The organism is Ensifer sp. 22521 (genome assembly GCF_052044795.1).
Taxonomy (GTDB): domain Bacteria; phylum Pseudomonadota; class Alphaproteobacteria; order Rhizobiales; family Rhizobiaceae; genus Ensifer.
Genome location: NZ_JBQENM010000003.1, coordinates 300,116 through 317,791, shown reverse-complemented (window position 1 = coordinate 317,791; position 17,676 = coordinate 300,116). Strand labels below are relative to the sequence as shown.

Sequence of the window (17,676 nt, the reverse complement as noted above, 5' to 3'; positions counted from 1 at the left end):
TTTTCTTCACGCCCGGCGATTCGGCCCTTTGGCCTCGACCGCGATCGGTCTCTATCTGCAGAGCCTGCCGGCCGCCGCCGCATGCAGCTTCGTGCCGACCGCCGGTGACGACATCTATCTGTGCGACAGCGGCACTTCGGCCGGCTTTACGGATCTTGGCGGCAACAATACGCTTTCCCTGCCTGTCGGTGGTACCGGTACCATTACCAGCGCCGTCACCTTCGGCGCCGGCAGCGACAGTTTCACGATGACCAGCGGTACGCTGCAGTCGCTGAACCAGGGTGACAACCTCGACACGTTCTTCATGTCGGGCGGCCATATCGTCGGCTTCTTTGACGACGGCGACAGCGCAGTCATGACCGGCGGGCGCATCGGCCGCGTCAACATGCTGCTCGACGACAACCTGTTCGACATGTCGGGAGGCACGATCGACAACAACCTGGTCGCAGGCTTCGGCAACGACACGATCATTCTCTCCGGCGGCACGATCGGCGGCAACATCAGCGTCAGCGGCGGCACGGATAGCGTGACGTTGACGGGCGGGTCTGTCGGCGGCAATGTCCTGATGAGTTTCGGAACGGATACGTTCACGTGGCGGCGGCACCATCGATGGTAGCGTTGACCTCGGGGCCGACAACGACACTGCAAGGCTTCGCAACCTGACGAGCGCCAACCTCGCCGGGACCGATACGCTTACCGGCGGCCTGGGTGTCGACGGCTTGACGTTGGAAAACGTCCAGACCGGCGTCGTGGCGCGGTTCCAAAGCTGGGAAACCATCAATGCCAACGCCGGCAGCGTGTTGACTTTTGATGGCAATCTGACGCTCGGTGACAGCGGTTCGGGAACCGGCACGCTCAATGTCGATGCATCCAGCACGCTTCGCGGCGGCGGGACCAATGCGGCGGTCTCGGCAGCCGCGCCCGGTCAATTAGTGGCGGTCATCAATGCCGGCACCATCGATTTGTCGGATGCCGGCGCAAGCACGAGCGATCGCTTTACGGTCAACGGCAACTACACCGGCAATGGTGGCCTGCTGGTACTCGATACCGTTCTGGACGATGATGCCTCGCCATCGGATCGCGTCGTCGTGTCAGGCGGCACGGCGACCGGCACAACTGCCGTCAGCGTTGTCAACGCCGGAGGTGCCGGTGCCGATACGCTTGCGGATGGCATTATGGTCGTCGAGCTCGCCAATGGTGCGACGTCAGCGGCAAGCGCCTTCGCGCTCAATGGCAGGGTCGCCGCCGGCGCCCACGAATATTTGCTCTACAAGGGCGGAGTGACGGCCGGGTCGGAAGAGAATTTCTATCTGCGCTCGACGCTCGTCGTCGTGCCGACGCCGACAACGCCGCCACCCGAGAACGTGCCACCAATTATCGTCGACCCGCCGGCCGTGCCGCCCACAGTGCCGCCGGTCGTAGAGCCGGAAATCGTCATCCTTCCTCCTGGCCCCGGCGTTGCGCCACCTTCGGAGGACGCGACGCCGGTCGAGCTCGAAATCGTGACCGTGGACATTGGCGGAGTGCCGACCGTAGTCGAAGTCGTGCCGCTCTATCGCGTCGAGGTTCCGACCTATTCCGCAGTCCCACAGATTGCCGAATATCTGGCGCTTTCGACCCTTGGCACCTTCCATGAACGGCGTGGCGGATGGTTCGATCGCGCCACCGCTCGCGAGCGCGTTGACGTGCCCGTCCTACCTGTTTCAATTAGCAGCGGGTATGGTGGGAGGCTGGCCGTGCAGATACTGGATTGGATTGCGATTATCCTGTTCCTCGTAACCTGGGTGGGATTGGAGCCGATGATGGCGCTTGGCTGGCCGCGCCGGACAGACAGCCTGATGCTCGACATGGTGCGTATCAGGCGGGCCTGGATGCGCGAGGTCCTGACACGGGATACCAATTTCATCGGCGATGCCGCCATCCTCGGTCACACGATCAACTCGGCCTCGTTTTTCGGTTCGGCCAATCTCATCGTCATCGTCGCCATGAGCAGTGCGCTTTTCATCCAGCCGACGGCAGGTCTTCAGGCGGGGATCATTTCGATGTTCGCGCCGATCGAACCGCTGTGGCTATTCCAGTGCAAGGTGCTGCTCGTCATGGCTACATTGCTGCGGGGGCTTTCCGAATTCATCTGGGCGGTCCGGCAGATCAACTACTGCCTTGCGGCGATCGGAGCCAGTCCGTCGCGGGACGAAGCCCGAGACATCGCCGCATGGACCCACGCCTTGTCGCTGATGATCAATCCGGCACTTCGCTCATTCAGCCAGGGCGTTCGCTCCTACTACTTCACCGTTGCCGCGGCCCTCTGGTTCTTGGGCCCGATTGCGTTTCTCGTCGCCATCGTCGGCTCGGTGGGACTTCTCGTCTGGAGACACAGCTGGTCGGATACGGCAAAGGGCGTGATGGAGGTGCGCAAGCTGCTGGATGAAAGCAATCCGCCTGCCGCCGAGGCAGAGCCTGCCGCAGCGATCAGTTCGCCGGTGGCGAATATCTGAAGACGAACCGCGGCGCCCGCGGAAAAAGCCGCCCTGTTCTCCCGTCCTTGGTCAGGCGTCGCAGGCGCTTTTGGCGTGAGCGGTTGGAATTCGACAGTAAGTCTACCATCTAGACATCAGCAACGTTTCAGAGGCGGTCGCTCATGTCAGACAAACCGATCAAGATTCCCGGCCCCGATCATCCGATCACAGTCGAGAGAAATCCGGCGCGTGTCGTCGTCACCCTCGGTGGGCGCGTTATCGCCGACACCCGCGATGCGCTGACTTTGCGCGAGGCATCCTACCCGGCGGTGCAGTACATTCCGCGCAAGGATGCCGACATGTCGTTGCTGGCGCGCACGGATCATTCGTCCCACTGCCCATACAAGGGCGATGCTTCCTATTTCAGCATCCCATCCGGCGGAGAGCGGTCGAGGAACGCCGTCTGGACCTATGAAAGCCCGCATGCGGCGGTGGCCGCCATCAAAGATCGGTTGGCATTCTATCCGGACAGGGTGGATTCGATTGAAGAGACCCGGCCCTAAAGCGTGTCGCGATCTTTCAGATTCGCTCCTTGCGCTTTAAGTTCTTGATATTTCGCATGTCGTTGTCGCAAAATCGCGGCGCACTTTTGCGCGACAGGCTTTGGCCGCGAGGTCACTCGCTCCGGACCCGGAACGTTTCGCGCACCGCACTCAGGAATTCTGCCACTTTCGGCAGATCACCCAGCTGCTGATGGTAGAGATAGTAGAGGTGTGTGGCTGGTCCGGACCATTCGGCAAGGACCGGAACGAGCCGCCCGGTGGTGACACCATCGGCGGCGAGCGCGTCGCTCAGCATACCGATGCCGAGACCCTCGGCGATCAGGCGCTCTCCGATCGCCGGATCGTCGACGACGATCGAGGGTGGGCGCTCAAGCGTGAAATGCCGGTTGCCGTCGGAGAGCACCCAGTGGGCCAGTTCCCGCCGCATCCGGGTCCGGTGCGCCACCAGCGCGACATGCATCAGGTCCTCGGGTGACGAGAGCGATAACCCGTCGCAGTAGGCCGGCGCGGCGTAGAGCCGCTGTTCGATCGTTCCGATCTTTCGGTAGATCATCTCGCTGTCGACCGGCTCGCCCATTCTCAGCGCCACATCGACGCTTTCTCCGATCAGATCGACATTGTTGTGTGCCGTCTGCAGATCGACCTGAACCGCCGGGCAAAGCTCCGCATAGCGCTTCAGGATCGGCGGTAGGAAGGTGCGGGCAAAGGCGACGGATGTGGCGACCCGCAGTCGCCCGCGGGCGGCGCCATCGGCGGGCCGGAAACCCGCAATGCCGCGATCGATGAGCTCTACGGCCCCGCCGATCGACTCGAGCAGGTGCTTGCCCGCCTCGGTCAGGGAGACCCGGCGCGTGGAGCGCAGCAGCAGCGCGACGCCAAGCGCGGTTTCAAGCTCAGCCAAGCGCCGGCTAACCGTGCTTGGCGGAAGGTGCAGGCGAAGTGCTGCGGCTGAGAAACTCTCGGTGCGGGCGACCTCGAGGAAGATCCTGAGGTTATTGAGATCGGGAGACTGGGGGGATTTCATGCGTTTCCGGAACAATCACTTCCATGATCGCAGGATAATCGACGGAGAGTTGAATTGATAGCTTCGTCGCATCCAATCGAAGGAGCCGATCATGACCACTCGCAGACAAGCTTTGGGCCTTCTCGCCGCCACGGCCCTGTTGCCGCTCGCACCGCGGTTTGCCTTTTCCGCTGCGCCGTTCTCGACCGTCGCCAATGCCGGTTACTACCACTTCCGCTTCGGAAAGTTTGAGGTTACGGCGCTTTCGGACGGCACGCTGGCACTGCCCATGGCGAAGATCTATCAGAAAGAGCCCGAGGGCGAACTGCAGCGCAGGCTCGACGAGGCCTTCCTCGGCAAGGAGCCGCATTTGTCGATTAACGCCTATCTGGTAAACGACGGCAAGCGCCTATTGCTGATCGATGCGGGGTCCGGCGCCTTGCTCGGCGCCGCCGCCGGCAAGCTCATCCGCCATCTCACGGCCTCCGGCTACCGGCCCGACCAGGTTGACGCCGTTGTTTTGACCCACGTGCATGCCGATCACTCCGGCGGCCTTACCGTCGACGGCAAGCCCCAGTTTCCGAATGCCGAAATCCATCTCGCCGACCGCGAGTATCGTTACTGGATCGAGCGCGAGGGCGTGACGACGATGACGGAGGCGCAGAAGACCGACTTCCAGCGCGCCGAGGACGCTCTGGCTCCCTATATCGCCGCCGGAAAAGTAAAGCGTTTCGCCGACAATGCGGACGTGTTGCCGAACCTCGGATCGATCCTGCGAGCCGGGCATACGCCCGGACATTCCTCGATCGTGCTCCAAGCCGATGACGGCCAGCGTCTGGTCTTCTGGGGTGACGTGATCCATGGCGACCACGTCCAGTTCGACGCTCCCGACGTCTTCGTCAGCTTCGACGTCGATGGAACGGCGGCGGCCGCGACCCGTGCGGTGGCACTGGCAGATGCAGCCGATGGCCGCTACCTCGTCGCCGGCGCTCACCTGCCGTTCCCCGGTATCGGCCACGTGGCCCGGGACGAGACGCTCTATCGCTTCATCCCCTGGAACTACGTCGAATAGCGAGGGTTTCGAAGCCGGATCACTTGTAGGCGTAGGCGTCGATGGTTTCTCTGCGCCCGCGCAGACGCACGCCGTTGTGGCGCACCCACCTGTCTGATCCGGCTTCGTCGATCTTTCCTGCCGCGAAGGCTTCCGCCGAAACGACGATCGCCGAGGTGGCGGGATTCGGCCTGCAGCCGCTGGCCGACTCCAGCGCCCGACGATGATCGAGAGCGCCAGCATCAAGGCGGCGATCGCCAGCGAGAAGGCGAGCCGCGCATTCGAGGCGAAGCGTTCGGCCTCACGCTCGGCATGGCCGTCCTGGCGCATCCAGCCATCCGATGGCTCGATTTTCAGAAGCATGCAGATCCCCGTCCCTCACGCGCCGAGTGCCGGGCATCCTTCCATTCGGGTCTGCTCGAATCAATCGCGCCGGACCGAGCTTCCGCGATTGGTGAGCCGGTGCCTTCACGTTGTCGTGTGGAGCGGCGTCCCCTCCGGCTCTTGCCCGCCGGGCTGTGTCTTTTAGGCGGCTACCGGTGAGTTAGGAAATGACGTTGCGGACGAACCGCACGACTTCGCCACCTTCATTGATGTAGGCATAGGCCTGGGCGGAGCTATAGACCGCGAAGGTACCGCTGGCGTATCGCTTGCGCACGCCAGCGACCTCAAGCGTCAAGGTTCCTTCCGTGACGAACAGCATTTCGTGCCACCCTTGCGGGTCGGGCTCGGCGTCATAGCGCTCGCCTGGGGCGAGCGACCAGAGCCACATCTGGGCTTCGGACGTAGCAGGGGCAGAAGCGAGCAGCCGCGCTTCGCTCTCTGCCTGTTGGCCGCGCCAGGTCACAGCGTCGATGTTGTCGCGGGATTGGCGAGACGGGTCCCTGACGAGATCGACGAAGCCGACGTTCATGGCAGCCGCCAGCTTGTCGAGGCTGGAGAGGCTGATGTTGGCGTCGCCGCCTTCGACCGCGACGATCATGCGGCGGCTGATGCCGGAGGCTTTGGCCAGTGTCGTCTGGCTCAGTCCCGCCGCCATGCGGATGCGCCGGAGATTGTCCGCGACATGGGTCAGCACGTCGGATCGATCTTGACTGTGCAATATATTGCTCATATCGTTCTTCTATACGGATCGACCATCAACGGCCAGCCATTTCTGGTGCCTCCGACCGCGACGGAGGCCACATGCGCAGCTGTGCCAACAGGAAGGGCTTCATGTCACAGCAAGCGACAATTCTCAACGTCGCCGACAGGTCCGGCTTACTCGCAGCCATAGCCCAACATTCGAAAGGTCACTGACATGAAAATCCGCGACTTCGGCGTCGAAATCTGGATGAACCGCTACGAGAACCATTGCGAATGGAATCTCGCCGAGACCTGCGTTGAATCGCTGACCGTGGCGGAATTGCTGGAAATGGCGGGCAAGACGGACACGATCCTTGCCGAACTGCTGCCGTTGAAGCTGACCTATGGCGCCATCGAGGGTTCCGAACGGCTGCGCGGGCAGATCGCAAGCCTCTATGCGAAACAGGCGATCGAAAACGTCGTCACCACGCATGGTGCGATCGGTGCCAATGCACTGGTGCATGAGACTCTCGTCGAACCGGGCGACCGGGTGATTTCGGTGCTGCCGACCTACCAGCAGCACTATTCGATCCCGGAAAGCTATGGCGCCGATACGCAGATCCTGAAACTGACGGAGGAGACCGGTTTCCTGCCTGATCTCGAGCAGTTGCAGCGGCTCGCTATCCCCGGCACGAAGCTGATCGCCATCAACAATCCGAACAACCCGACCGGCGCGCTGATGGATTGCGGCTACCTCGAAAAGATCGTCGGTATCGCGCGCGGCTGCGGCGCATGGATCCTCTGCGACGAGGTTTATCGCGGCACGGATCAAGAGGGCGACGGTTTGACGGCATCGATCGCAGACCTCTACGAAAAGGGCGTCAGCACCGGCAGCATGTCGAAGACGTTTTCGCTCGCCGGCCTGCGGCTCGGCTGGATCGTCGCGCCCCCCGAACTGATCCATGCCGTTTCGATTCACCGCGATTACAACACGATCAGCGTCGGAATGCTGGATGATCACTTCGCGGCAATGGCGCTGGAAAACCGCGACAAGATCTTGGCGCGCAGCCGGAGCATTACCCGCACCAACCTCGCGGTGCTGTCGGACTGGGTCGACAGCGAACCGCGGATCTCCTGGGTCAAGCCCAAGTCGGGCACCACGGCACTACTGAAATACGATCTGCCGATGACCTCCGAAGCATTTTGCCTCGGATTGTTAGAGCGCACCGGCGTGATGCTGACGCCTGGCAGCGCGATGGATATGGAGGGCTATCTCAGGATCGGCTACGCCAACAGCGAAAGTATTCTTCGCGAGGGTCTGCAGCGCCTGTCCGGGTTTCTTCACGAGCAACAGTCTGCCGCCGCGTAAGGAGCACGCGGGTTTGTCCTTCAGGGCTCGATATCGAGCTCCGGGTAGCGACGGAAGATACCGTTCTCGTTGAAAGCCAAGCGTCGCGGCGACGCGAGATAGGCCGCGATGTTCGGCCTGGCTTTCACCGAAGCGTGCAGCTTCAAAAGCTCGGAGTATTGCCGCTCGTAATGGCGCATCGCCTTCGGGAAGGCATAGCGAAGCCCTTCGATCACCTGGAAGAGCGAGAGATCGATATAGGTGGCGACGTCGCCGGAGGCGTGGCCGCTGCCATCGGGGTTTTGTTCAAGCACCCGCTCGAAATAGCCGAGAAACTTCGGGATGCGGTTGGTGACGAATTCGAAAGCCCGGCCCTTCGCCTCCGCCTTCTGCTCCTCGTAGTATTTCGAGGTTGCGATCGGGTGGTGGGTGTCGTGCACCTCAGCAATGAAGTCGGTGACGGTGAGTTGCAGGCCGTTAACGAACCAGCGCAGTGCCTCCTCCTTGGGTGCGAGCCCGAGCCTCGGGCCGAGGTAAAAAAGGATGTTGGCCACATGCGAAATGATCTGGTCGCCATCCCTCAGGAACGGCGGCGCGAAGGGGATGTGTGCTTCGGTGGCGCTCTCCATCAGCTTGATCATCTCGCCGGTGCCGCGGCCCGGTTCGCGGGTGACGTCGATATAGTCGGCACCGGCATCCTCAAGCGCAAGACGCACGAATTCGCCGCGGCCCTGAATGCCGTCCCAGTAGTACAACTCATAGGTCATGGAAGCCCTCTGCCGATCTCGGATACCCGGTTGATATAGGCCATCGGCGGTTTAGGGCGAGGGCAAGGCAGCAATTGCAAGGCGCGCTCTGTCGAACAGGCCGCGACGCATGCTATGGCGGTGTGGAGAAGCAACGGGGGCTGGTGCCAGGGGAAAGCCTAGGTGAGCAAACCGAATTATCGCGACATTGCCGAACTTGCAGGCGTCGGAACCGCGACGGTCGAACGTGTTCTCAACGGACGTGGCGGCGTGCGCCCGGACCTGGTCGAGAAGGTGGTCGTTGCCGCGCGCACGCTAAATTATCCGCGCACGCTGCCCGACACCCATCGCGGTCTTTTGCGCATCGACGTGCTGATGGTCCGCCCCGAAACGACCTTCTATCGCCGGCTCTCCAAAGCTTTCGAAAGGATCGCGGAGACGCTCGATCCGCTTGTCGTGGTGCAACGCAGCTTCACCGAGGAGATGAAGCCGGACGAGATTGCCAGGCGGATTCTTGCGACCGAGATTCCGCGTGCTGGCCTGATCCTTGCCGTGCCCAATAGTCCGCTGATCAGCGCCGCGGTCGAGACGGTCGTTGCGCGCGGGGTGCCGGTGATCCATGTCGTCACCCGGGCGTCCGAGAAGCAGGGCGAATTCGTCGGCATCGACAACTACGCGGCCGGACGAACGGCAGCACTCTTCATCGCCCGCATGGCGCGCGAAATCGGCCCTGTCGTTGCCCTCTGCCACCCGATCTATCAGGTCCATCGCGATCGCCTCAGCGGCTTTTCGGACTATTTCCAGGAGCATCCGGGCGAGCGCCGGTTCGACTGGCTGGGCTTCACCCGCGACGAGGAGCACTACGGCGCCGAAGCGCTGCGATCGGCGCTCGAGATATATCCGGATATGGCCGGGCTCTACAATGCCGGTGGCGCGAACGCCGCCTTGATCGATGTTCTTCGCCGGCATCCGCGCGGCAGGGAGATTTTCTTCGTCGGCCATGAGTTGACCGATTATACGCGCAAGGCGCTTAGCGACGGCATCATGGACGTCGTGCTCGACCAGGCGCCCGAGGCGCAGGCCCGCCGCGCCCTTGACCTTGTGCTGCGCCGGATCGGTCTTTCAGAGCTGGAACCGGACAAGGCGCCTATTCGGTTCATCACCGTCACGGCCGAGAGCATTTGATCTAATTTGATCAAACAAGCCTTCGCCGTTCAGAACGCCTCCTGCTAGATTTTTATCAAGAAGGAGAGCGCGGTCCCGAGTGAACCGGAAGGCGCTCTCCTTCACCGGAATTTGTGCGGAACGCCCGCGATCCGCCGGGAGGAGAGCGTTATGGACGACTTGAAGTATGGAACGCGCAACAAGCGCGGCGACTGGGCGCCGAATGAGCCGATCGAAACGGCGCCGCTGTTTGCCTTTCCGCCCAAACTGCTGGCGCTCCTGAAGTGGCTGCCGCACTATTTCTTTCCGTGGAATGCGATCTTCGCCGCTTCGGCCGTCGCCTACTGGGCCTGGGCAATCCCGCCGATCGAGACGATGCAGACTTTGGGCATCGGCTGGATCGCATGGCTCTACGTGGTGAACGCGGTCTGCGTCTTCCTCTTCTATGGCGCCTTCGAACTGCACCTCTACGTGCTGAAACGGCAGGAAAACCGCTTCAAGTACAATGGCAAATTCCCGGCCGAGCAGAAGAGCAAGGCCTTCTGGTTCGAGAGCCAGAACCTCGACAACATCCTGCGCACCTTTCTCTCAGGCGTGACGATCTGGACCGCCGTCGAGGTCGCCATGCTCTGGGCCTATGCCAATGGCTATGCGCCGTGGCTAAGCTTCGCGGAAAATCCCTGGACGCTCGCTTTCGTCGCGCTCATCGTGCCTGTGATCCACGAGTTCCATTTCTTCTGCATCCACCGGCTCATCCACATGCCGCTGCTCTACAAGTGGGTGCATTCGGTCCACCACAATTCGGTGAACCCGTCGCCATGGTCGTCGCTGTCGATGCATCCGGTCGAGCATCTGCTTTATTTCGGAACGGCCTTCTACCACCTGATCCTGCCGTCGAACCCGATCCTGATGCTCTACCAGCTTCACTATGCGGGCTTCGGCGCCATTCCCGGCCATGTCGGCTTCGACAAGGTCGAGGTCGGAGAGGATACCGTCATCGATAGCCACGCCTATGCTCATTACCTACACCACAAGTATTTCGAGGTGAATTACGGCGACGCCCTGATCCCGCTCGATCGCTGGTTCGGCACCTGGCACGACGGCTCCAAGGAAGGTGAGGCGCGGATGCAGGAACGCTACCGCAAGCGCAAGGAAAAACTCGCAGCCCGCAAGGCGCGCAACACGATCGGGGAGGCTGCAGAATGAGCAACGTGATCACCTGGGTACCCGCTTGCAAGCTGGACGATATCGAACAGGAAGGGGCAATCCGCTTCGACCACGCCGGCCGCACCTATGCGATCTATCGCGGCCCGGATGACAGCGTCTATTGCACCGCCGGCCTCTGCACCCACGAGGCCATCCATCTCGCCGATGGGCTGGTCATGGACTACGAGGTGGAATGTCCCAAGCATTCCGGCGCCTTCGACTATCGCACCGGCGAAGCCATTCGGCTTCCGGCCTGTGAAAACCTGAAGACCTACCTCGCCGAAATCGTTGACGGCGAGGTTCGCGTGGCGCTCGGCTAGAGCACCCACGCAGCATTGATCAGGCCGCGGGGTCTCAGGAATGCGCTCGGGTGATCCGGCACCTATTGGGAGGATACCATGAAATCCATGTACCTGGCGGCTGCCCTGGCCGCCTTGATGGGAAGCGCTGCCTCGGCAGAGACGATCGGTGTCTCGATGCAGAGCTTCGACAACAACTTCCAGACGCTGCTGCGTGAAGGCATCAGCGCCAGAGCATCGGAAACCGGAGGCGTCAATGTCCAGATTGAGGACGCCCAGACCGACATCTCCAAGCAGCTCAATCAGGTGAACAACTTCATCGCGTCGGGCGTCGACGCGATCATCACGACGCTCGCAGATACCTCGGCAGCCCCCGGCATCAGCGAAGCGGCGGAGAAGGCGGGCATTCCGCTCGTCTATCTCAACCTCCAGCCGGACAATGTCGCCCAGTTGCCGGTAAAGCAGGCCTATGTCGGAAGCCGGGAGACGGACTCCGGCAAGCTGGGCGCCGAGGCCGCCTGTTCGCTGCTCAAGGAAAAGGGCAAGGCCGGTGACGCGCAGGTCTATATCCTGATGGGCGATCTCGCCCACCAGGCCTCGCGGGACCGCACCTCGTCGTTCAAGGAGACGCTGGCTGCCGGCGGCCGCAAGGGCGCGACCATCGCCGACGAACAGTCCGCGGCCTGGACGCGCACCAACGCGATGGACCTCACGACCAACTGGATCACGGCCGGGCGCCCGATCGACGTCGGCATCGATGCGACGCAGGATGGTCTCGCCGCTATGGCCGCGGGCGATCTCGATGCGACGGTGTTCCAGAATGCCAAGGGTCAGTCGGCGAGCGCGCTCGATGCTGCCGTCGCGCTGGCGCGCGGCAAGGCCGTCGAACGCGAAGTGATGGTTCGCTTCGAGCTCGTCACATGGCCGACTACGCGACTCGCAACTGATCCTCCCGGCCGGCGCATTTCTCCTGCCTGCGCCGGCCACCTTTCCTGAGCGGGATGAGGAACAGTGCGTGCGGTTTTCCGCCCGCATCCCGCTCCAACTTATGATCTTTGGAGCAAGCCATGAATGGCATCGTCATCATCGGCGCCGGGGAATCCGGCACCCGCGCGGCCTTTGCGCTGCGTGAATCGGGCTTTACCGGCAGCGTCACGCTCACCGGCACGGAACCGCATCTGCCATATGAGCGCCCGCCGCTGTCGAAGCCGCTCAACGGCGCGGTGCAGATGAAGCCGATCTGTGGCGCCGAGGCGCTTCAGGCCGCCGGTATCGACTATCTTCAGGGCGTATCGGCCCTGAGCTTCGATCCGGATGCCCGGTCTGTCGCCTTGAGCGGCGGACGAGTGCTCGCCTATGACAAGCTGCTGCTTGCGACCGGTGCTCGCCCGAGGCGGTTGACATGCCCTGGGGCTGAGCGCGCGCTCGACTTTCGCACCTATGCGGATGCGGCGACAATCTTCTCCAGCGCCGACCCGGGAAAAAGTATCGCCATCATCGGTGGTGGTCTGATCGGCATGGAGCTCGCGGCCGTTCTGCGCGGCAAAGGCATAACCGTCAGCGTTATCGAGATGGCGGCTAAGCCGCTCGGACGCGCGGTTCCACCGCGCTTTGCCGCCAAGCTCCATGCGCGGCATCAGGATGAAGGCGTTGCGTTTCATCTCGGTCAGGGGATGGCCGCGATCACCGACGATGCCGTTCTCCTCGCCGATGGCAGCGCGGTGCCTGCCGATATCGTCGTCGCGGCGATCGGCGTTCTGCCAGATGTGGCGCTCGCCGAGGCGGCGGGCCTTGCCACCGGAAACGGCGTCCTGACGGACGATTATCTTCGCACCAGTGACCCGAACATCTTTGCGGCCGGTGACTGCGCCGCGGTGGCGCAGCCGGGCGGCGGGTACATTCGCTTCGAGAGCTGGCGCAATGCGCGCAGCCAGGCGGAGACCGCGGCCCGCAACATGGTCGGCGGAAAGGAAGCTTTTGGCGCAATCCCCTGGTTCTGGACCGACCAGTACGATCTCGGTCTGCAGGTCGCGGGCCTGCCGCAGCCGGAGCATCAGAGCGTGATCCGCCAACTCGACGGCGGCGAGCTGGAGTTCTACCTGGACGATGGGCGCCTCCTTGCCGCGGCGGGCCTCGGTTCCTGCAATAGCGTCGCCAGGGACATCAAGCTCGCCGAGATGCTGATTGCCGCCGGTATCAATCCAGACCCCGCAGCGCTTGCTGATCCCGGCGTGAACCTGAAGGCGCTTCTGAAGAACGCGCGGGCGGCCTGATGCAGAAGTTGCTTGTCTTTCAGTCGCTCTGGGCGATGGAGCGCCGGCATGCGGACGGCTGCGAACGCGGTCTCGAGGAAAACATCGCTGTTATCGTCGAGGCCGGGTTCGACGGCATCAGCGCGCATTACACCAACCGTGATGACGTCGTCCGCCTCAACGAAGTGATCCGCGGCACCGGATTGAAGATCGAGGGAGTCTGTTTTCCCCGGAGCGTCGAGGACCTGCGCCCGACCCTGGAACTGGCGAGCGAATTTCCTGTCAGCCACATCGACCTGCAGGCGGACGTCCGCCCGCGCCGGGTGGAAGATTGCCTGCCGCTTCTGGACGGATGGATGCGGCTCGCGGAAAGGGCGGGTGTCCCCGTCTATGTCGAAACCCATCGCCACCGGATCACCAGCGACCTCTTGTTCACGCTGGACCTGCTGGACCGGCGCCCCGATTTGCCGCTGCTCGCCGATCTCTCGCACTATCTGGTCGGCCGCGAGTTTGCCTTTCCGGTCGAAGAGGAAAGCCACGCCCAGGTCCGGCGCATCCTCCACAACGCCCAGGCCTTCCACGGCCGCGTCGGCTCGTGCCAGCAGATCCAGATCGAGATGTCCTTTCCGCAGCATCGCCCCTGGGTCGATCTCTTCCGCGAGTGGTGGGGCTACGGCTTTCGCCACTGGCGATCCCGTGCCGCCGACGATGCCGCGTTGGTCATGACCTGCGAGCTCGGCCCCAGACCCTATGCGATCACCGACAGGGACGGCCACGACACGACGGACCGGTGGGCGGAGGCGCTTTTGCTTCGGCAGTTGGTTCTGGATGTGTGGGCTGAGAGCGCAGACCCTTCGGGCAACCGAACGCATGGCGCGTGCGTGCCGGACCCCGTCATTTAACGAAGGAGGGCCGGAATGGCAGATTGTGCTCGAGGCCAAGCCAAGGCGGGTTTTCCGCATACATCTCTTCGATCAACTGCTTGATCAGCTCAATGTGGCGTGAATTGTCGCCGACCCGGTGATTGAGGATGACAGGAGAGGTCGCGCGTTCCCCCTCGATCATGCGGTAGTGGACGTCTGACCGCACCTGACGCGCCGAGGAGGGGACGATGCACAGACCGGCTTCCGAGGCGACGAGGCCAAGGGCACTCTGGATCTCCCGCACTTCATGCACCTCGGCAGGGCGCACATCGTGGGCATGAAGCAGGCTCAGCACATGGTCGGCATAGCTCGGCCGCGGCTCCTTCGGATAGACGATCAGCTTCTGGTCGGCGAGCGCATTCAAGGGCAAGGGCGACGTGTCTTCGGCTAGCGGCGTGCCCTGGGGTATCGCCACGGCGAGGCGCTCTTCGCGCATGAGGATGCCGACGACATTGGGATCGCTGTGGTGAAGCCGGCCGAAGCCGACATCGATTCGGCCCTCTTTGAGCGCGGCGATCTGCTGCACCGACACCATCTCCAATAGCCGGATATCGAGTTCCGGCGCATTCTGCCTCAGCTTGCGCACGAGTGTCGGCAGCCCGCCATAGAGCGTGGAGGCGACGAAGCCGATGGACAGGACGCGGTTCTGGTTGAGACCGACGCGGCGCGTGGCCTCAACCATCTGCTCGACTCTCCCCAAAATCTGCAGCGACTGCTCGTAGAACAACCGGCCCGCCTCCGTCAGCCGGACCGGACGGCTCGCGCGGATGATCAGCGGCACGCCCAGCTCTTCCTCCAGAAGCTGGATCTGCCGGCTCAAGGGCGGCTGGGCGATATGCAGCTGCTCGGCGGCGCGGGTGAAGTTGCGCTCACGGGCGACGGCGACGAAGTAGCGAAGCTGGCGCAGATCCATATTCAGGCCCTCATTTTCCTACCATTGCGGTATGTTGCAGTGCGGTAACCGCATGAATCTGCGAAATCTCTATCACACTATACCATGAAGGTATCATAGAGAACCTATTTGGTGTTGGACGCCACCCAGTGCGCGGCGCACAGTCACGCCATGAACACGACCCCTGCACCCATCTCTCCGACTGCAGCCTTCGTCTCCGTCGTCGAACGGGTCGAAACGATACTGGTCGATCTGCCGACGATCCGGCCGCACAAGCTCTCAGTCGCGACCATGACCGGCCAAACGCTGATGCTGGTGAAGGTCCATTGCAGCGACGGCACCGTCGGGATCGGCGAAGGCACGACGATCGGCGGTCTCGCCTATGGTGGCGAGAGCCCCGAAAGCATGAAGCTGGCGATCGATACCTATTTCGCGCCTGTCATGATCGGCGAGGACGTGACCCGCGTGAAGGCGCTAATGGCGCGCATCGGCAAAGCGGTGAAGGAAAACCGTTTCGCCAAGAGCGCGGTCGAAACGGCGCTGCTCGACGCCCACGGCAAGCGTCTCGGCCTGTCGGTCGGCGAACTCCTGGGCGGAGCGCTACGCAAGCGGCTGCCGGTCGCCTGGACGCTCGCTTCCGGTGACACCGCCATGGACATTGCCGAGGCCGAAAAGATGCTCGACCTTCGCCGTCACCGGATCTTCAAGCTGAAGATCGGCGCGAAGCCGTTGAAGGACGATATCGCCCATGTGGCGGCGATCAAGCAGGCGCTGGGCGACCGCGGTGCGGTGCGCGTCGACGTCAACATGGCCTGGAGCGAATTCGAGGCGTCCTACGGCATGGCGGCGCTCGCCGATGCCGGTTGCGAACTGGTAGAACAGCCTGTCGCGTCGACGGCAGCGCTCAACCGACTGGTCCGTCGTTTTCCGGTGGCGCTGATGGCGGACGAGTCCCTTACCGGGCCTGAATCGGCCTTCGAGATTGCCAAGACCAAGGGCGCAGACGTCTTTGCGGTCAAGATCGAGCAGAGCGGTGGGCTCTTCAACGCGCAGCACGTGGCGGCGATCGCCGATGCCGCCGGCATCGAGCTCTATGGCGGCACGATGCTGGAAGGTGGCGTCGGCACGGTGGCGTCAGCCCATGTGTTTTCCACCTTCGCCAATCTGCAGTGGGGTACGGAACTTTTCGGGCCGCTGCTGCTGACCGAGGAAATTCTGGCGACGCCGCTCGACTACAGCGACTTCGAGTTGACGGTGCCGGATGGACCGGGGCTTGGGATCGAGCTCGACGAAGACCGCCTGAAGTTCTTTGCGCGCGAAGGGCTGCGCAAGACCATTAGTGTTGCGAAGTGAGGATCGGCTGATGCTGTTTCACGTCAGAATGGATGTTCGCATTCCCCATGACCTGCCCGCTGAAGAGGCGGCCCAGATTCTCGCGCGAGAGAAGGCCTATTCACAGGCGCTGCAGCAGAGCGGCAAGTGGCGGCATATCTGGCGGATCGCCGGCCAGTACGCCAACTACAGCGTCTTTGACGTCACAGACAATGCCGAGCTGCACGAGATCCTCTCGGGTCTGCCGCTGTTCAAATTCATGGACATCGAGGTGACGCCGCTGCTTCGGCATCCGTCGTCGGTCCGGGAGGATGACACCTGAGATTTCGTTCGGCCGCCGCCGGGAGGTTGGCAGGCGGCACCCGCTTTCAAACTATCCAAGTGGAGGATTTATCATGAGCGTGAAGATTTTCGACAAGCCGGAGACGCAAGATTTCCTGAAGGTTCTGAGCGGCCTCGACAAGGACGGCGGCAGCCCGCGCGTCAAAGAGATCGTGCACCGGCTGATGTCGGACCTGTTCAAGGCGATCGACGATCTCGACATCACCCCGGACGAATACTGGACCGGCATTGCCTGGCTAAACGAAATCGGTGCTGCCGGCCAGGCCGGCCTGATCTCGCCCGGCCTCGGCCTCGACCACTTCCTCGACGAACGTCTCGACGCTATCGACGAGGAGCTCGGCATCAAGAATCCGACACCGCGCACCATCGAAGGGCCGCTTTATGTCGCCGGCGCACCGGCATCGGAAGGCTTCGCCCGTCTCGATGACGGCCGCGACACCAACGGTCACCCGCTGATCATGCACGGCACCGTCTATGATTCCGCCGGCCAACCGCTGAAAGGTGCGACGGTCGAAGTCTGGCACTGTGATACCCGCGGCTTCTATTCGCACTTCGACCCGACCGGGGTGCAGGCACCGTTTAATATGCGTCGCACGATCGTGACCGACGCCAAGGGCCGTTACAAGTTTCAGAGCATTGTGCCGCACGGCTACGGCGTGCCGCCGGGCAGCCCGACGGAGCAACTGCTTTCTGCGCTCGGTCGCCACGGCCAGCGCCCGGCGCATATTCACTTCTTCATCAGCGCCGACGGTCATCGCAAGCTGACGACCCAGATCAACATTGCCGGCGATCCGCTGGTCAACGACGACTTCGCCTATGCGACCCGCGACGGCCTGGTGCCCGATGTTACCGAGCGGACCGATGAGGCAAGCATCAAGGCGAACGGTCTCTCCGGCCCCTTCGCCGAGATCGAATTCGACATTCATCTCACCTCATTGGTGAATGGCGTCGACAACCAAATCAACGAGCAGCGCAGGCGCGCCGCCGCCTGATCATTGTTGCGGCGGCCGACTGAGCCGCCGCCCCCACACCGA

At 62.7% G+C, this 17,676-nt stretch carries 18 protein-coding genes and 2 pseudogenes; 16 read left to right on the top strand and 4 right to left on the bottom strand.

Annotated features, from left to right (window positions below):
• Nucleotides 1-28 precede the first annotated feature (28 nt).
• From ACTJKE_RS05615 to ACTJKE_RS05600, 4 genes and pseudogenes are all read left to right on the top strand, one after another.
• Entirely contained in the window at nt 29-616 is a 588-nt protein-coding gene (locus ACTJKE_RS05615; RefSeq protein ID WP_440691376.1) for a hypothetical protein, read from the top strand.
• 133 nt (nt 617-749) lie between these two features.
• Nucleotides 750-1,208, top strand: a pseudogene (locus ACTJKE_RS05610) (autotransporter outer membrane beta-barrel domain-containing protein); the annotation flags it as partial.
• A gap of 528 nt (nt 1,209-1,736) precedes the next feature.
• A pseudogene (locus tag ACTJKE_RS05605) lies at nt 1,737-2,426 on the top strand (DUF599 domain-containing protein); the annotation flags it as partial.
• Between the two features lie 212 nt (nt 2,427-2,638).
• Nucleotides 2,639-3,019, top strand: coding sequence for a DUF427 domain-containing protein (locus ACTJKE_RS05600; protein ID WP_058322749.1), 381 nt, complete (start codon nt 2,639-2,641; stop codon nt 3,017-3,019).
• A 112-nt stretch (nt 3,020-3,131) separates the two neighbouring features.
• On the opposite strand, the gene ACTJKE_RS05595 is transcribed toward ACTJKE_RS05600, so the two are convergent.
• Complete coding sequence (locus ACTJKE_RS05595) at nt 3,132-4,043, bottom strand: LysR family transcriptional regulator (RefSeq protein ID WP_440691374.1); 912 nt, start codon at nt 4,041-4,043, stop codon at nt 3,132-3,134.
• Nucleotides 4,044-4,134: 91 nt separating this feature from the next.
• Between ACTJKE_RS05595 and ACTJKE_RS05590 the strand changes: the two genes are divergently transcribed.
• Nucleotides 4,135-5,094 carry an MBL fold metallo-hydrolase gene (locus ACTJKE_RS05590; RefSeq protein ID WP_058329656.1) on the top strand — a complete coding sequence of 320 codons (960 nt, stop codon included), beginning with the start codon at nt 4,135-4,137 and terminating at the stop codon, nt 5,092-5,094.
• Between the two features lie 41 nt (nt 5,095-5,135).
• Nucleotides 5,136-5,300, top strand: a complete 165-nt coding sequence (locus tag ACTJKE_RS05585; protein ID WP_440691372.1) for a hypothetical protein — start codon at nt 5,136-5,138, stop codon at nt 5,298-5,300.
• A 317-nt stretch (nt 5,301-5,617) separates the two neighbouring features.
• Here the strand turns inward: ACTJKE_RS05585 and ACTJKE_RS05580 are convergent, their stop codons facing one another.
• The gene (locus ACTJKE_RS05580; RefSeq protein ID WP_058329658.1) at nt 5,618-6,187 is read right to left on the bottom strand and encodes a helix-turn-helix domain-containing protein; all 570 of its coding nucleotides are present in this window, start codon (nt 6,185-6,187) and stop codon (nt 5,618-5,620) included.
• 186 nt (nt 6,188-6,373) lie between these two features.
• Here ACTJKE_RS05580 and ACTJKE_RS05575 point away from each other — a divergent pair, with 186 nt between their 5' ends.
• Nucleotides 6,374-7,507 carry an aminotransferase gene (locus ACTJKE_RS05575; protein ID WP_058329659.1) on the top strand — a complete coding sequence of 378 codons (1,134 nt, stop codon included), beginning with the start codon at nt 6,374-6,376 and terminating at the stop codon, nt 7,505-7,507.
• Between the two features lie 20 nt (nt 7,508-7,527).
• Here the strand turns inward: ACTJKE_RS05575 and ACTJKE_RS05570 are convergent, their stop codons facing one another.
• Nucleotides 7,528-8,253 (bottom strand): glutathione S-transferase, encoded by a 726-nt coding sequence (locus ACTJKE_RS05570; RefSeq protein WP_058322755.1) that lies wholly within the window; start codon nt 8,251-8,253, stop codon nt 7,528-7,530.
• Nucleotides 8,254-8,415: 162 nt separating this feature from the next.
• Between ACTJKE_RS05570 and ACTJKE_RS05565 the strand changes: the two genes are divergently transcribed.
• The 6 genes from ACTJKE_RS05565 to ACTJKE_RS05540 all read left to right on the top strand — a co-directional run bounded on the left by ACTJKE_RS05565 (nt 8,416) and on the right by ACTJKE_RS05540 (nt 14,055).
• Nucleotides 8,416-9,417: a LacI family DNA-binding transcriptional regulator gene (locus tag ACTJKE_RS05565; protein ID WP_058329660.1), complete on the top strand. Its 1,002-nt coding sequence runs from the start codon at nt 8,416-8,418 to the stop codon at nt 9,415-9,417.
• A gap of 150 nt (nt 9,418-9,567) precedes the next feature.
• On the top strand, nt 9,568-10,602 hold the full coding sequence (locus ACTJKE_RS05560) for a sterol desaturase family protein (RefSeq protein WP_058329661.1): 1,035 nt from the start codon (nt 9,568-9,570) through the stop codon (nt 10,600-10,602).
• Between the two features lie 8 nt (nt 10,603-10,610).
• On the top strand, nt 10,611-10,922 hold the full coding sequence (locus ACTJKE_RS05555) for a MocE family 2Fe-2S type ferredoxin (RefSeq protein ID WP_058329836.1): 312 nt from the start codon (nt 10,611-10,613) through the stop codon (nt 10,920-10,922).
• A 78-nt stretch (nt 10,923-11,000) separates the two neighbouring features.
• Entirely contained in the window at nt 11,001-11,897 is an 897-nt protein-coding gene (locus ACTJKE_RS05550) for a substrate-binding domain-containing protein (protein WP_058329662.1), read from the top strand.
• 71 nt (nt 11,898-11,968) lie between these two features.
• A complete protein-coding gene (locus ACTJKE_RS05545; protein ID WP_440635524.1) occupies nt 11,969-13,174 on the top strand; it encodes an NAD(P)/FAD-dependent oxidoreductase in 1,206 nt (401 codons plus the stop codon).
• The gene (locus ACTJKE_RS05540; protein ID WP_156437153.1) at nt 13,174-14,055 is read left to right on the top strand and encodes a sugar phosphate isomerase/epimerase; all 882 of its coding nucleotides are present in this window, start codon (nt 13,174-13,176) and stop codon (nt 14,053-14,055) included. Before ACTJKE_RS05545 ends, ACTJKE_RS05540 begins: the two co-directional genes overlap by 1 nt.
• Here the strand turns inward: ACTJKE_RS05540 and ACTJKE_RS05535 are convergent.
• Nucleotides 14,048-14,989, bottom strand: a complete 942-nt coding sequence (locus tag ACTJKE_RS05535) for a LysR family transcriptional regulator (RefSeq protein ID WP_058329665.1) — start codon at nt 14,987-14,989, stop codon at nt 14,048-14,050. The genes ACTJKE_RS05540 and ACTJKE_RS05535 overlap by 8 nt on opposite strands.
• A 150-nt stretch (nt 14,990-15,139) precedes the next feature.
• On the opposite strand from ACTJKE_RS05535, the gene ACTJKE_RS05530 reads away from it, so the two are divergent.
• From ACTJKE_RS05530 to catA, 3 genes are all read left to right on the top strand, one after another.
• Entirely contained in the window at nt 15,140-16,321 is a 1,182-nt protein-coding gene (locus ACTJKE_RS05530) for a muconate/chloromuconate family cycloisomerase (RefSeq protein WP_058329666.1), read from the top strand.
• Between the two features lie 10 nt (nt 16,322-16,331).
• Nucleotides 16,332-16,622, top strand: a complete 291-nt coding sequence (catC, locus tag ACTJKE_RS05525) for a muconolactone Delta-isomerase (RefSeq protein ID WP_057251968.1) — start codon at nt 16,332-16,334, stop codon at nt 16,620-16,622.
• Nucleotides 16,623-16,695: 73 nt separating this feature from the next.
• A complete protein-coding gene (gene catA / locus ACTJKE_RS05520; RefSeq protein ID WP_058322763.1) occupies nt 16,696-17,634 on the top strand; it encodes a catechol 1,2-dioxygenase in 939 nt (312 codons plus the stop codon).
• Nucleotides 17,635-17,676 lie beyond the last annotated feature (42 nt).

What these genes read in the sequence shown, in the direction of transcription:
- ACTJKE_RS05600 (WP_058322749.1), top strand. Translation starts at nt 2,639, where the DNA reads ATGTCAGACAAACCGATCAAGATTCCCGGCCCCGATCATCCGATCACA.
- ACTJKE_RS05595 (WP_440691374.1), bottom strand. Translation starts at nt 4,043, where the DNA reads ATGAAATCCCCCCAGTCTCCCGATCTCAATAACCTCAGGATCTTCCTC.
- ACTJKE_RS05590 (WP_058329656.1), top strand. Translation starts at nt 4,135, where the DNA reads ATGACCACTCGCAGACAAGCTTTGGGCCTTCTCGCCGCCACGGCCCTG.
- ACTJKE_RS05585 (WP_440691372.1), top strand. Translation starts at nt 5,136, where the DNA reads ATGGTTTCTCTGCGCCCGCGCAGACGCACGCCGTTGTGGCGCACCCAC.
- ACTJKE_RS05580 (WP_058329658.1), bottom strand. Translation starts at nt 6,187, where the DNA reads ATGAGCAATATATTGCACAGTCAAGATCGATCCGACGTGCTGACCCAT.
- ACTJKE_RS05575 (WP_058329659.1), top strand. Translation starts at nt 6,374, where the DNA reads ATGAAAATCCGCGACTTCGGCGTCGAAATCTGGATGAACCGCTACGAG.
- ACTJKE_RS05570 (WP_058322755.1), bottom strand. Translation starts at nt 8,253, where the DNA reads ATGACCTATGAGTTGTACTACTGGGACGGCATTCAGGGCCGCGGCGAA.
- ACTJKE_RS05560 (WP_058329661.1), top strand. Translation starts at nt 9,568, where the DNA reads ATGGACGACTTGAAGTATGGAACGCGCAACAAGCGCGGCGACTGGGCG.
- ACTJKE_RS05550 (WP_058329662.1), top strand. Translation starts at nt 11,001, where the DNA reads ATGAAATCCATGTACCTGGCGGCTGCCCTGGCCGCCTTGATGGGAAGC.
- ACTJKE_RS05545 (WP_440635524.1), top strand. Translation starts at nt 11,969, where the DNA reads ATGAATGGCATCGTCATCATCGGCGCCGGGGAATCCGGCACCCGCGCG.
- ACTJKE_RS05540 (WP_156437153.1), top strand. Translation starts at nt 13,174, where the DNA reads ATGCAGAAGTTGCTTGTCTTTCAGTCGCTCTGGGCGATGGAGCGCCGG.
- ACTJKE_RS05535 (WP_058329665.1), bottom strand. Translation starts at nt 14,989, where the DNA reads ATGGATCTGCGCCAGCTTCGCTACTTCGTCGCCGTCGCCCGTGAGCGC.
- ACTJKE_RS05530 (WP_058329666.1), top strand. Translation starts at nt 15,140, where the DNA reads ATGAACACGACCCCTGCACCCATCTCTCCGACTGCAGCCTTCGTCTCC.
- catC (WP_057251968.1), top strand. Translation starts at nt 16,332, where the DNA reads ATGCTGTTTCACGTCAGAATGGATGTTCGCATTCCCCATGACCTGCCC.
- catA (WP_058322763.1), top strand. Translation starts at nt 16,696, where the DNA reads ATGAGCGTGAAGATTTTCGACAAGCCGGAGACGCAAGATTTCCTGAAG.